The sequence below is a fragment of the Sodalis sp. RH15 genome, assembly GCF_047324255.1.
Taxonomy (GTDB): Bacteria; Pseudomonadota; Gammaproteobacteria; order Enterobacterales; family Enterobacteriaceae; genus Acerihabitans; species Acerihabitans ligni.
Genome location: NZ_CP178738.1, coordinates 284690 through 297230, shown reverse-complemented (window position 1 = coordinate 297230; position 12541 = coordinate 284690). Strand labels below are relative to the sequence as shown.

Sequence of the window (12541 nt, the reverse complement as noted above, 5' to 3'; positions counted from 1 at the left end):
ACGGAAATCTGGACAATGCAAATCGATCTCGGACTGTTGAATGCGGTCATCGCCGTTGCCAAAGCGGGTGGCTTTCGGGAGGCGGCACGGGCCACCAGCAGCAATGCATCGCGCCTTAGCGATGCCGTCCGGCGCGCCGAGCAGCAATTGGGGGTACGATTATTCCATCGAACCACCCGCACCGTTGTCCTGACGGAGGCCGGGGAAATCCTTTTGCAACGACTGCTGCCCGCCATGAGCGAAGTGGAATCAGCCCTTGATGCGGTTAACGGATTTCGTAAAACCCCCGCCGGCACATTGCGGCTGAACGTGCCCGTCAGCGCGGCGCGCCTGGTGTTGCCAGGCATTGTTCCCGCGTTCTTGGCCAGGTATCCAGACATACAGCTGGAAATCACGGCGGAAAGCAACGTGATCGATATTTTCAGCGCCGGAAGCGACGCGGGGATACGTTACGACGAGAATCTGGAACAGGATATGATTGCCGTGCCCATCGGTCCCCGCAGGCAGCGTTACGCCATTGCCGCATCGCCCAGCTACCTTGACCGCAGGGGCCGGCCGGAGCATCCGCGAGAGCTGCTGCGCCACGCTTGCCTTCGCGGCAAGTTTGCCAGCGGCGTCTTGCCGGAATGGGTATTTGAAAAAAACGGCGAGGTTGTCAAGCTAAAACCGTCAGGGCCGCTTATCGTCAATATTGGCGCGGGGGTCGATTTGGCGGTGGAAACGGCAATGGCGGGAATCGGGATCATCCAGCTGTTTGAAGAGTGGCTCAGACCCCACTTCGCCAGCGGCGCGCTGGAGCCCATACTGGAACCCTGGTGGAAAGATTTTCCCGGCCCTTATCTTTATTACCCCGACAGACGGCTGGTGCCGACGCCGCTGCGCGCCTTTATCGATTTTATTCGCGAATATCAACAGTACTCTCTTAAATAAAAAAAAGGATAATTGCCGACCATAGCGCGGATCACAACGGTTTTTTTCCACGCGGCTTATTCGCCTTATGTTCCAGATACAATTCAAGTACCGCCTCGGCAAGTTTGTCATCAACGGTATAAAAATAGGCTTCGGGTAAATCTAAAACGCGAGCAAATGCGCAGACGATTTCAAAAGAAGGACGGTGAGTGCCATTTTCATAATGTGACATGCGGGAATATGCCGTTGCTTCCTCAATACCCGCCAGAATACCCAACTCCACCTGAGTAAGATTTGCCCTTATCCGTGCTGACTTCAAGCGCTTAGGAACCATCGAGTTTTCGCCAACGTCTATGTAAAAACATCTTTAGCATTCCTTAACATCGATGAGACAGACAAGCAATGCACGAGCAGATTCATATCAGTAATAATTGATAATCTTATAGTAAGCATAGGACGTTTTGAATAATAAATGGCCGACCCACCATTATATCGGGCCAATACCCCTGGCCGCTGCAGATAACAGCACCTTTTCACGCCTGCGGATGAGAGATTAAGAAAATCTGTAGCGTCAGGGGTTTTGCCGGCCGGGAGGGAACACCCTCAGTGAGATGCGGTAGCTCTGATGAAAGCCGAAAGATCGCCGTTAAACCGCACCGTTTCTTCGATAAAAGGCGAGTGACCGGAATTTGCATATAATTTGCTTTTAACGGCGGGATTAATGGCTTTCGCCCTGGCGATGGTCGGGTTAGGCTGCACCAGGGCGTCTTTCGCGCCAAAGAGCAGCAATACCGGCACCTTGGTTTTACCTAACCCTTGAACGGCAAAGACGGATACTGAAAATATATTATCTTGCATATCCCAGGAGGCCATGGCGGCACTGGCATACAACAGCTCAAACGTGGACTGAGGAGGCCTGGTATAAAAACACAGGTTCAGGAAATCACGTATGGCATTGAGGTGTGTCAGGAGATCGGGTGAAACCAGGTTCGCGTAGACATCGGGATGTGGTGTAATCAGATCGGCGGTCAGTTCTATCACGCCATCCACATACATCACGCTGGAAATATTACCGTCGCCATACTTCGCCAAGTAGTTGGAGAGGGTAATACCGCCTAGGGACCACCCCACCAATACCGGTTTGCGGGCGTGCGCCCCATTGATGACTGCGGCGAGGTCGTCAGCCCAGCGGTATCCATCGGTATAGGCAATGGCAGCCGTGGGTTTGCCGGACAGACCGTGGCCGCGCAGATCGTAGGTGATCAGGCGATAGCGTGCGAGCTGGGCGCTGTTAACCTGCCCCGCCCAATCCAGATGGCTGCCGAGCAGTCCGTGAATCAATACCACAGGGATACCGTTAGGGTTTCCTGATTCCTGAACAGCGATGACAACGCCGTCGGAAGAAGTGACCGTATAGTTTTTGGGCTGCGCGAAAGCAAAGGGCGTCCCAAAGAGCAACGCAACGATAACCGCTATTACTGACAGGATGCGACTGAGATTAAATTTAACCATTTTAGGGTACTCTCTTTAACGAACAAGAGATTACAGTTACCCTTACGCCGAGGTCAGGGTCAATCGTCTAATTTGGCAGCCTTTTACTCAAAAAAAATCACTGGGCCGGTAAGAGCTCAGCGCAAGCGGTTACTCTCAATAGAACGTCAGATAGCCGATCTCGAGCGCCGCCGCGCGCGTTTGCTCAAGACGTTGGCGGAAGGCGTGGTCCCGCCGCTGGACTGATACGCACAACGCGTTTATGCCAGCGGCGTTGCGGCCGCTTGCCGTTTTGGACGAACGCAAACAGCCCGATCCGTGATTTCAGGCCATTAATGATTTGGTCAGCGTAACCAGCGTAAGATCGCCGCGCAGCGGGACGCCTACGCCGGGATCGTCATAGGGAAAGGGCTCAATATGTCCGGTTTTCGCAAAACCGCGCCTCTCATACCATTCAATCAGCTTTTCACGCACATTGATGACCGAGATTTTCAAACTGTGGGCGCCGGCGTCGCGGGCGAATTTCTCCGCTCCCATCATTAGAGAGCGGCCCAGACCGGAGGATTGCACCTGAGGACTCACGGCCAGCATCGAGAGGTACCATTCGCCGCTGTCCATCGGAGTAAGGGCGACACAGCCGGCCAATTTGCCGGAAGCGTTACCACGCGCCACAAGAATGATCGATGCGCCGTTCTCAATCATCTCTTCCAGCGAATGCCTGTTGGTACGTGGCCCTTCGATCAATCCGACTTCGGTCGTCCAATCCGGCGCTGAAATACCTCGATAGGCCTGGTTAACCAGTTCGGCGACTTTATCGAGGTCTTTGACCTCCGCGATGCAAAGCTCCATCTATTATCCTCATTTGATAAAATTTAAATTTTCTGCAATGCAACATTTACTCCTAAGCCGATGAAAATCGCGCCGCCGATCTTTTGCATGGCATTTTGCATGCGATTTGACTTCTTCAGCCGGGATAAAATGACTTCGGCCAAAAGCACGCAAACAATATCAGCAGAAGAAAATGTCAGATTAACGATGCTTCCCAGCGCGATAAATTGCAGCCAAACCGGAAGAGTTCCGGAAACATCAATAAACTGCGGCAAAAATGCCAGATAAAAAATGGCTGTTTTAGGATTCAGAATCTCAACCGTAACACTCTCAAAAAAAGCCTGCTTTGCAGATTTAACCCTTCTCACGTCGGATGTCGCAACCTCGCCAGAGGGTCGGATACGGAACATCTGTATACCCAGCCAGACTAAATAGGCCGCACCCAGCAGCTTTACCGCCAAATAAAGAATGGGAACGACATGAAACAGCAAGGTTAGTCCCGCCGCTGCCGCGATAACATGGGCATAACCACCTAAATGGATACCTAGCGCGGCCATCAATCCCGCGCGCCGACCCTTGGCAATGGTCTGGGCGGCGGTATAAAGCATCGCAGGGCCGGGAATATAGGCGAATATGATAGTGGTAAAAAAGAAAGGGATAAACAAATCGTATGACAGCATCATTTTTCCTGTATAAAATGTCACATAACACTTTGATAAATAATTAAAAATACAAAAAATCACCTCAGCGTTACGGCTATATAAGCAACAATGTTACAGCCACGTTCAGGATCCTCTTACCATTCATACATTCTCTATTTTTATTCATGATAACCCTGTACATGCGTCATACGGCGTTCATGCTCAATAAGCCACTTCTTCCGCCAGAGACCGCCGCCATAGCCGGTCAGAGAGCCGTCAGCGCCAATGACCCGATGGCAAGGGATAACAATGGCGATTTGATTGGCGCCATTCGCTCTCGCAACGGCGCGGGTTGCTTTGCCATTGCCTAGTTGCCTGGCTATGTCCGAATAGCTGCGCACCTGTCCCATGGGGATGGTTCTCAACGCATCCCAGACGGTATTGGTAAAAGGCGTGCCGAATTTCGCCAGCGGCGTGGTGAAGTCGGAAATCTTTCCCGCAAAATATAAACCAAGTTCCTCTTCAATCAAATCGATGGGCTCTTCCCGCCCCATGACTATTTCGGAACCGGTGACCTTTTTGATAGATACTATTTCGCCGGGCAATGCCTTGCGATCAAGAAATTCCAATAAATAAAGCGCCCGCTTATCCCCAATGGCGATCATTGTGCCGATGGGGGTTTCTATCCAATCTGCTTTAAGATAAGAAAGGTGATTGACGTTCTTGGGCGCAACGCCTATCAATTTGGCGATGGCATTGCGAAAGCCGCTGCCTGAATCATAGTTGGCATTTACCTGCGCCTCGATGACTTTGGCGCCATGAGCTAACGAATCAATGCTCCGTCCGATTCTCCTCAATCGGGCAATCTCTAAAAAGGTGATGCCAAACTGCCGCCGGAAAGCCCGTCTGACGGCGGACGGATCATACCCCATATCGATTATTTCTTTTTCCGACCACTTTTGATTGGGGTCATGCTCCAATGCGTCGAGCAATCGATCGATGGCCGGCTCACGGGTCAGCCCGGCGTTCATGGGTCGGCAACGCTTGCAGGGCCGGAATCCCGCTTCCAGCGCGGCGGCTATAGAGGTATGAAACAGGACGTTTTCCCGTTTCGGTTTGCGCGCCGGGCAGGTTAGCTTACAGAAAACGCCGGTGCTTTTCACACCCACATAAGCGAACCCCTCATAGGAAGGATCCCGTTCCATCAACGCTTGGTAAAGAATGTCATCATCCGGCAGATCAAATAACATTACGGTCACCTTCATCCGAGCAAGTCATGACGATGCTAATACAAACAATCATCGCCGGCGACGTAAATCGGGTAAGGATTTTTTCTTGCTTAATATTGAAATATTATGCTTACAAAATAAATTATTAAGAATTAAATATCTATTAATTGTATAAATTAAAGACTTTCCCGCTACCCATCCAAGACTCACTTACCGTTAGCCATGACGGCAATTTTATTTGCCCGGTACGTTTCGTTCTTCATATATCAGGCTTAACATAAATTAACCAAATTTCATCTTGCACCTTATTCTTAAAATATTAGCAAAGTGCTTTAAGAATATTTTATTTTCTTTATACTGGCCAGATATTTTTTATTTTACGAGAGGGCGCTATGAGCTCAAATGATATAAAAGACGATCAGGGAAACACAGCGGAATTATCGTTGATTGCATTGGGACAAAAACTGCAGGCAATGGCGCAAACCGGGCTGACCTTTACCAAAGATCGCTATGATATTGAGCGTTACACGGAGCTGCGTGATATCGCCGCGCAATTTATGGCTCAACAGTTTTCGGCGGACAAGCTGCACTTTGCGGAAGAATTTATCAAACAGCAGGGTTACGCCACACCCAAGGTTGATACCAGGGCCGTGGTGCTAAGGGAGGGTAAGATACTGATGGTAAAGGAAGCCGATGATAAATTATGGAGCTTGCCCGGCGGCTGGGCCGATGTGGGAGACCGTCCCTCCGACGCCGTGTGCCGGGAAGTTGTCGAGGAAACCGGCCTGGTAGTCAGGGTTGAACGTTTATTAGGAGTATGGGACAGAAATCTGCATGGACATCCCCCTTATCCCTGGCATGTCTATAAGCTGATATTCTTCTGTAAAGAACTGGGGGGCACGTTGCAATTAAGCGAGGATTCTCTTGATATTGATTTTTTCGATCCGCAAAAGCTGCCGCCATTATCCTTAACGCGGATCGTTCCCATTGAAATTAAAAGCAGCCTGGACATTATAAAAAACAATAAAGAGACTTGGTTCGATTAAGCTAAAACAGGAGGAAATGGCGTGAATAATAATTTTCGTCAATGCGTACAATCTGCGCCAGAGATAATTATCTTTACCAAAAAGTATCATCCGCGCTAAAGATACAATGTTCTCCATCACAAGTCGGGGAACAATCGCTCGAAGGTCCCGGCCTTCAGCGGCGCACCGAACGGTTCTGGGAATAAGCCTTCCGCCGCTTTCGTAAATAACCGGGCAGCATAAAGCTGCACAGGGCAACAATGCCCAACACCGCCCCCGCCTGCAACAATGCTTTTGGGCCGTAATGCACCATCCACAATCCGCCCGACATCGCGCCGGCGCCAATGCCGATATTGCACGTCATTACATACAGCGCCGATGCCGCCTCGGCCTGACCCGGCGCCAGCTCTATGACCCAGCTCTGCAAGCCGATAAACAGCATGGCGATGCCCGCGCCCCAAACCGCCATCACCAGCCAGGGGATACCGGGCTGCGGGGCGAGATAAAGCATTAGCACTTGGCTGATAACGATATTGCTGGCGGAGAGTACCGCCAAACGCGCGGGGTGTGCCCCGAGCCAGCCGGCCAGTAATGTTCCCGCCGCGCCGGACAGGCCGAATACCAGTAACGCCAGCGGCAGGCGAGGGCCCCGCATCCCCAGGGTATCTGTTACCAGCGGGGTGATATAGGTGTAACCATTGAAGTGGGCGGTAATAATCAGCAGCGTCACCGCCACCGCGCCATACAGCGGCCAGTTGCGGCGTGGGAAGCTGCCCCCGGAATCCGGGATCGCGACGGCCACCGACGGTAGCCAAAAATACCCCAGGATAAAAATGATCAGTCCGAACGCGCCGAATATGGCAAATCCCACTTGCCAGTCAAAGGCCTGTCCCAGGGCGGTGGATAAAGGTACGCCGCCGACAATGGAAAGGGAGATGCCGGAATAGGCCCAGGCGGTCGTTCGGCCCGGCGGCATGCGCGGCGCGATTTTAACCGCGTAGGAGGCCAGAATGGACCAGAATACCCCATGCCCCAAGGCGGCAACGATCCTTAACAGCATCAGAAACCAATAGGAATGAGCTACCAGCGCCAGTCCGTTGCATAGGGTGATAATAGCCAGCAGGGCGAGAAACAGGGGGCGGCGGTTTATCCGGTTGGTCAAAAGCGTGATGGGAATGACCGTCAGGGTAATGATCCAGGCATAGCCTGTCACCAGCGCGCCAACGGCGGCCTGGGACACCTGGAGGTCCTCAGCGATACGAGGCAGCAGTCCTATGGGTAAATACTCGGTGGTTTGGGAAACAAAGGCGCCTAACATCAATACCAATAAAGCACGAATCATCGTTATTTATCCGGTTGTCACCATCGCCGTCGTGTAGACCGATGTCTGGCCCCCACAATAATCTTTAAACGATTAAAGAAAAATAAGGTAGCATTCAATTCTCTGATGACAGCTATGTCATGAATGGATAGGTCATGAATGGAGCGCGCATGGATCATTTGGGTGGTCTCGAACTGTTCGTACAGGTGGCCAAGGCGGGAAGTTTTGTCGAGGCGGCCCGACTTACCGGCGTATCGCCTTCGGCGGTAAGCAAAGGCATCGCCCGGCTGGAGGCGAGGTTAAAGGTTCGCTTGCTTAACAGAAGCACGCGAAGCGTCGCCCTGACGGCGGAAGGTACCCGGTTTTATCAGAACACACTGGTGATACTGCGCGCCGTTGAAGACGCGGAACAGGATCTGACCCAAATCAGGAAATATCCGCGGGGCAAGCTTAAGGTCAGCATGGCGGAAGAGAGCATGGTGTCGTCCTTTATGGCGGATTTTGCCCTGGCCTGGCCGGATATCGAGCTGGAGCTGGTGGTCTCCGATCGCATGGTGAATGTCATCGAGGAAGGGTTCGATGTGGTCGTCCGCAGCGGCAATATCGGCGATTCCCGGCTGATGGCCAAAAAGCTGGCGGTATTCAGTTCAAAGGTGGTCGCCTCGCCCGATTATCTCGCCAAAGCCGGAACGCCTGAAAACCCGGCGGATTTACTGCGCCATGCCTGTTTGCATTACCGCTTCCTTCATAGCGGTAAAATAGAGCATTGGCAGATAAGGGGGTTGGAACCCGCCGCCGCGGGTACGCTGCCCGTTGCGATGGTATGCAACAATATCCAGGGGCGGCTGGACTTCGCCAAGCGCGGCGTGGGGTTGGCCTGGCTGCCGGATTATATCGTCCAGGGCGCTCTGGATGAGGGCACCTTGGTGAGCGTGCTGGATGAGTATGCCATCCGCGTCGAACCGCTTTGGCTGCTATGGCCTTCCGGGCCTTACCTGCCGCTGAAAACCCGGGTATTTATCGATTATCTGTCCACCTGTTTCGCGGCGTGAAACATCCCTCCCGCCATCAATGATTACCTAACGGGGGGTAGGCGCCCAACTGCTGGAACAGGCCGAACCAGTCCTCCAGATGCCAAGTCCTTTTGATATGCTCTCCTTCGAATTCATGGAACTCATGGATACTGAAGCTGACCTTTTTTCCGGTGGCCGGAATACCGAACAGCGGGCCAAGATGTGTGCCGGTAATTTCCGCCCGCACGGCGGCGCGGCCGGCGACCTGGATAAGGTCATGAACGATGATGTTGACATCGGGCATGGCCTGTAAAAAAAGGCCGATGATCGGCTTTAGTCCTTCCGGGCCGGGTCCCTGGCCGGGCGCCAGCGGAATGTCTTCCCAATCGGCGGTGACGGCGATATCCATCAGATCCGGGTTTTTGTCGTTGAACGCCCGATACAGCGTTTCCACCGCCTGACGTTCAATTTTCAGTCGTTCGGTATCGGCCAGCGTGTTGGTGTCGGTCATATGCCTCTCATCCTCGTTGAATTTTTAAGAACCCATGGCCAATTCTGTATAACCCGTTAAAATTTGTCTAACAAATATCCAATATGAATGATTATTTGAAATATGGATTTTCATGGTATCAATTTAAATTTGCTGGCGGCGTTTGATGCGCTGATGATTGAACGTAACGTGACCCGCGCGGCGGCGCGCGTGGGGGTCAGTCAGCCTGCAATGAGCGCGGCGCTGTCGCGCCTGCGCCAGCTGTTTGACGATCGGCTGTTCCTGCGCAGCGCGGACGGCTTGCTGCCCACCCCCCTCGCCAGGGATATCGCCAACCCTATTTCCCAGGCGCTAAGGCAGATAGAGGCGGCCCTGGTGGAAAAACCGGAGTTTGTACCCGAACGGATGTCGCTTACCTTTACCCTCGGGATGTCCGAATATGCGGCCATTGTGTTGCTACCGGCGCTGGCGCGGGCGCTGGAAAAGCGGGCCCCCGGCGTCACATTAAACGTGCATGCGTTCAACGGCCGGGATAGCGCAGTGGACCTGCTGGATACGGGGACCATCGATCTGGCGGTAGGGGTACCCCCGCGACGCCCGGAGAGCCGCATATTAACCAAGTCCATTTTCCGGGATGAATTCGTGACCATTGTTCGCCGCGACAGCGCCGCGGCGAAGAGGGGAATGAGTATGGATGCCTTCCTGGCCCTGTCCCATGTGTTGGTGTCGCCGGAAGGGGATCGCTACGGCCTGGTGGACCAGGCGCTGGCGCAGATGAACAAGCACCGCACCCTGGCGCTGACCCTGCCGCAGATGCTTGCGGTTCCCGCGGTCATCTCTCAAACCGACATGACGGCAACGGTAATGAAGCGGGTCGTGCTCCATTCGTCCGTTCAACGGGATCTGGTCCTGTTTCCGCCGCCGATTGTGCTGCCGTCCATTGATTTTCACCTGATCTGGCACCGGCGCAGCGATCCGCATCCGGCTCAGCAGTGGTTCAGGGGGCTTATCGCGACGCTTGGCGCTTCGTTAGATTGATGGGCATGGAAACCTCCGTTATCCGATTATTATAACGGGTAAAGCGCACTGAATTTACGGGGGATTTTATTTATCATGATTTCCGGCTCAATCCCCAGCAATTGAGACAAATGAACAGACTAAACGATAGCCAATCGTCTTTCACCGTTTTCCACTTTTGCAATAAATGATTGCGGGCGACCCAAAGCGTCGGCAAGTTGTCCCTGGGTAATCCCCTTTAAATACGGGTAGTTTTGAACAATGTTATAACTAATTGATATTCCTGAGCGTATATCGAGACCATAAAAGAGTATCTGAATAAAATATCCCGAATTTGAATGTCCGCATTTTACCTAACGATTCCCAATTGGATAATAACATTCCCGTTGTCAGTAAGTGCCATCCTCTTTTTTAAACAAATTTAGGAAAGCATAGGATCTTCTTTTCAGGCATGATGAAATAAGAAAATGTGATGTGTATCCCGATTATCATTGGAAAACTATCTATATCCTTCTCAATAATAGAATTTGAAAATTCATCGAAATTTCAACAAGTAAAAACAGCATAGATTCCATTGCTATAAATTGGTTAAATTAAGCACAATAATATCGTTGATTATGTTGCCAAGACGTAATCACCACAGATGTGTACCCGATTACTGGTTCTAAATATTTTATAAATCGGTTTACCGCAGCATGAATCCCTATCCCTATTCCGTTTTTTACCGCTTTTTCCCTCTGGCGCCATATTGACAAGAAATCGATTACTCATATTCTGATGGCGTGCAGCAACGTCTTTTCAAGAGAAATTCGCCATCAATGAGAAATCGATTTCTAGACATTGGAAATTCGTTTTTACTTACCAGCAAGTGAGGTAGCGAGTGACTGCAAAACCCCTATCCCAGTATGCGGGAAAACCCGAGCCCTATCTTTCGGGCAAGCCCAGGATTCCAGGCCGAAGCAAACGCCTGCTGATTACCGCGCTGGTTAGCGTTCTCCTGGTGTTGCTCATCGTACGCATTGCCATCAGCGGAGCGATTGACTGGTCGGTCATGGCCAGCTTTTTCTTCCATCGGGCCATCCTTGACGGGCTGGTCATGACGCTGCAACTCACGGTACTCTCCATGCTATCGGGCATTATTCTCGGTACCCTGCTGGCCGTGATGTCCCTCTCCCGCTATCCCATCGTAAACGCCGCCGCCATGCTCTATATCTGGCTGTTTCGCGGCACGCCGTTACTGGTGCAGCTTATTTTCTGGTTCAATATCGCCCTGGTATTTCCGGTTATCGGCACCGGCGACTGGCAGATATCGGTGAATGTGCTGATAACCCCCTTTGTCGCCGCGGTATTGGGGCTGGGGCTGAATGAAGGCGCCTATATGGCGGAGATCGTGCGGGCCGGCCTGAACGCCGTGGACAGCGGGCAGACCGAAGCGGCTCACAGCATCGGCCTGAGCAGAACCAAGGTCATGACCCTTATCGTCTTTCCCCAGGCGTTGAAAATAATCACCCCGCCTACCGCCAATCAAATCATCGGCATGTTGAAAAACACCTCTCTGGTCTCAGTCATCGGGGCGCAGGAGCTGTTAACCAAATCCGAAGATATTTATGCGCGGAATTTTCATGTTATCGAACTGCTGGTGGTGGCCTCCATCTGGTATCTGATTCTCACCACGGTAGCCTCGGGCCTGCAGTACTGGCTCGAGCGCCACCTTGACGGCAAAAACACACGTAATTTGCTCTCCGAGACGGGGGTTTAACCATGATGACCGCCATGCTGCCACAAGATAATCCGATACTGCGGCCCGTGTCCTGGCATCGCCCCATGCTCTGCGCGCGCGATATCTGCAAAAGCTTCGGCGCCAACCAAGTGCTCACCAATGTCTCATTGGATGTGGAGCGCGGCGAAGTGGTATGCATCATCGGTCCGTCCGGGTCGGGCAAAAGTACGTTTTTACGCTGCCTGAATTTTTTGGAGATGCCGGACAGCGGCGGCGTATGGCTGGATGGCGAACGTTTCGGCTGCCGGGAAACAAATGGAGTGCTGTGGGAGCTGCCGGCACCGGACTTCGCGCGTCAACGGGCGGCCATGAGCATGGTCTTTCAGCGATTCAATCTTTTCCCTCACCTGAGCGCGCTGGAAAACGTTGCCCTGGCGCTGCGCCACGTGCTGCATATCCCAAAGGCTCAGGCGCGGGAAAATGCCATGGCGGTGCTGGCATCGGTGGGCATGGACAGCTATGCCCACCGGCGGCCGACGCAGATGTCGGGGGGACAGCAGCAGCGGGTCGCCATTGCCCGCGCGGTGGCGATGAAACCCAAGGTTTTGTTGTTTGACGAGCCGACCTCCGCGCTGGATCCGGAACTGGTGCATGAAGTGCTGTCGGTGATGACCCTGCTTGCCCGGCAGGGAATGACCATGGTGGTGGTAACGCATGAAATGGGGTTTGCGCGCGAGGTGAGCCATCGGGTGGTGTTTATGGATCGCGGATGCATTGTGGAAGAAGGCCCCAGCGCCCAGGTGATCAACACGCCGACGCATACGCGAACGCGGGCGTTCCTGTCAAAAATCAAATAG

Annotated in this window: 13 protein-coding genes and 1 pseudogene; 6 read left to right on the top strand and 8 right to left on the bottom strand. The window is 52.7% G+C overall.

The genetic code is table 11. The annotated features are described in order from the left end of the window. Positions 1 to 15: 15 nt before the first annotated feature. Positions 16 to 930, top strand: coding sequence for a LysR family transcriptional regulator (locus ACL2XO_RS01360; RefSeq protein ID WP_413742032.1), 915 nt, complete (start codon positions 16 to 18; stop codon positions 928 to 930). A gap of 31 nt (positions 931 to 961) precedes the next feature. Here the strand turns inward: ACL2XO_RS01360 and ACL2XO_RS01355 are convergent, their stop codons facing one another. From ACL2XO_RS01355 to ACL2XO_RS01335, 5 genes are all read right to left on the bottom strand, one after another. Beyond that, complete coding sequence (locus ACL2XO_RS01355) at positions 962 to 1243, bottom strand: helix-turn-helix domain-containing protein (protein ID WP_132924080.1); 282 nt, start codon at positions 1241 to 1243, stop codon at positions 962 to 964. A gap of 269 nt (positions 1244 to 1512) precedes the next feature. Continuing rightward, positions 1513 to 2421: an alpha/beta fold hydrolase gene (locus ACL2XO_RS01350; RefSeq protein ID WP_413742031.1), complete on the bottom strand. Its 909-nt coding sequence runs from the start codon at positions 2419 to 2421 to the stop codon at positions 1513 to 1515. Between the two features lie 303 nt (positions 2422 to 2724). Beyond that, on the bottom strand, positions 2725 to 3249 hold the full coding sequence (locus ACL2XO_RS01345; RefSeq protein WP_413726172.1) for a GNAT family N-acetyltransferase: 525 nt from the start codon (positions 3247 to 3249) through the stop codon (positions 2725 to 2727). A gap of 23 nt (positions 3250 to 3272) precedes the next feature. Next, entirely contained in the window at positions 3273 to 3911 is a 639-nt protein-coding gene (locus ACL2XO_RS01340; RefSeq protein WP_413742030.1) for a LysE family translocator, read from the bottom strand. 137 nt (positions 3912 to 4048) lie between these two features. Then, complete coding sequence (locus ACL2XO_RS01335) at positions 4049 to 5119, bottom strand: bifunctional transcriptional activator/DNA repair enzyme AdaA (protein ID WP_413742029.1); 1071 nt, start codon at positions 5117 to 5119, stop codon at positions 4049 to 4051. 371 nt (positions 5120 to 5490) lie between these two features. Between ACL2XO_RS01335 and ACL2XO_RS01330 the strand changes: the two genes are divergently transcribed. After that, positions 5491 to 6144 (top strand): NUDIX hydrolase, encoded by a 654-nt coding sequence (locus ACL2XO_RS01330; RefSeq protein WP_413742028.1) that lies wholly within the window; start codon positions 5491 to 5493, stop codon positions 6142 to 6144. A 154-nt stretch (positions 6145 to 6298) separates the two neighbouring features. Here ACL2XO_RS01330 and ACL2XO_RS01325 read toward each other — a convergent pair whose 3' ends face one another. Beyond that, entirely contained in the window at positions 6299 to 7465 is a 1167-nt protein-coding gene (locus tag ACL2XO_RS01325; protein WP_413742027.1) for an MFS transporter, read from the bottom strand. A gap of 149 nt (positions 7466 to 7614) precedes the next feature. Between ACL2XO_RS01325 and ACL2XO_RS01320 the strand changes: the two genes are divergently transcribed. Next, on the top strand, positions 7615 to 8496 hold the full coding sequence (locus ACL2XO_RS01320; protein ID WP_132924086.1) for a LysR family transcriptional regulator: 882 nt from the start codon (positions 7615 to 7617) through the stop codon (positions 8494 to 8496). 16 nt (positions 8497 to 8512) lie between these two features. On the opposite strand, the gene ACL2XO_RS01315 is transcribed toward ACL2XO_RS01320, so the two are convergent. Next, positions 8513 to 8968 carry an ester cyclase gene (locus tag ACL2XO_RS01315; protein ID WP_132924087.1) on the bottom strand — a complete coding sequence of 152 codons (456 nt, stop codon included), beginning with the start codon at positions 8966 to 8968 and terminating at the stop codon, positions 8513 to 8515. A 102-nt stretch (positions 8969 to 9070) separates the two neighbouring features. Between ACL2XO_RS01315 and ACL2XO_RS01310 the strand changes: the two genes are divergently transcribed. Continuing rightward, entirely contained in the window at positions 9071 to 9985 is a 915-nt protein-coding gene (locus tag ACL2XO_RS01310; protein WP_413742026.1) for a LysR family transcriptional regulator, read from the top strand. Positions 9986 to 10107: 122 nt separating this feature from the next. On the opposite strand, the pseudogene ACL2XO_RS01305 reads toward ACL2XO_RS01310, so the two are convergent. Then, positions 10108 to 10268: pseudogene (locus tag ACL2XO_RS01305) on the bottom strand (helix-turn-helix domain-containing protein); the annotation flags it as partial. 576 nt (positions 10269 to 10844) lie between these two features. Between ACL2XO_RS01305 and ACL2XO_RS01300 the strand changes: the two are divergent. Both ACL2XO_RS01300 and ACL2XO_RS01295 read left to right on the top strand, forming a co-directional pair. Further along, the gene (locus ACL2XO_RS01300) at positions 10845 to 11723 is read left to right on the top strand and encodes an amino acid ABC transporter permease (RefSeq protein ID WP_203524246.1); all 879 of its coding nucleotides are present in this window, start codon (positions 10845 to 10847) and stop codon (positions 11721 to 11723) included. A 5-nt stretch (positions 11724 to 11728) separates the two neighbouring features. Beyond that, the gene (locus ACL2XO_RS01295; protein WP_413726866.1) at positions 11729 to 12541 is read left to right on the top strand and encodes an amino acid ABC transporter ATP-binding protein; all 813 of its coding nucleotides are present in this window, start codon (positions 11729 to 11731) and stop codon (positions 12539 to 12541) included.

Coding starts and splice junctions, on each gene's coding strand:
- ACL2XO_RS01360 (WP_413742032.1), top strand. CDS start 16: ATGCAAATCGATCTCGGACTGTTGAATGCGGTCATCGCCGTTGCCAAA.
- ACL2XO_RS01355 (WP_132924080.1), bottom strand. CDS start 1,243: ATGGTTCCTAAGCGCTTGAAGTCAGCACGGATAAGGGCAAATCTTACT.
- ACL2XO_RS01350 (WP_413742031.1), bottom strand. CDS start 2,421: ATGGTTAAATTTAATCTCAGTCGCATCCTGTCAGTAATAGCGGTTATC.
- ACL2XO_RS01345 (WP_413726172.1), bottom strand. CDS start 3,249: ATGGAGCTTTGCATCGCGGAGGTCAAAGACCTCGATAAAGTCGCCGAA.
- ACL2XO_RS01340 (WP_413742030.1), bottom strand. CDS start 3,911: ATGATGCTGTCATACGATTTGTTTATCCCTTTCTTTTTTACCACTATC.
- ACL2XO_RS01335 (WP_413742029.1), bottom strand. CDS start 5,119: ATGTTATTTGATCTGCCGGATGATGACATTCTTTACCAAGCGTTGATG.
- ACL2XO_RS01330 (WP_413742028.1), top strand. CDS start 5,491: ATGAGCTCAAATGATATAAAAGACGATCAGGGAAACACAGCGGAATTA.
- ACL2XO_RS01325 (WP_413742027.1), bottom strand. CDS start 7,465: ATGATTCGTGCTTTATTGGTATTGATGTTAGGCGCCTTTGTTTCCCAA.
- ACL2XO_RS01320 (WP_132924086.1), top strand. CDS start 7,615: ATGGATCATTTGGGTGGTCTCGAACTGTTCGTACAGGTGGCCAAGGCG.
- ACL2XO_RS01315 (WP_132924087.1), bottom strand. CDS start 8,968: ATGACCGACACCAACACGCTGGCCGATACCGAACGACTGAAAATTGAA.
- ACL2XO_RS01310 (WP_413742026.1), top strand. CDS start 9,071: ATGGATTTTCATGGTATCAATTTAAATTTGCTGGCGGCGTTTGATGCG.
- ACL2XO_RS01295 (WP_413726866.1), top strand. CDS start 11,729: ATGACCGCCATGCTGCCACAAGATAATCCGATACTGCGGCCCGTGTCC.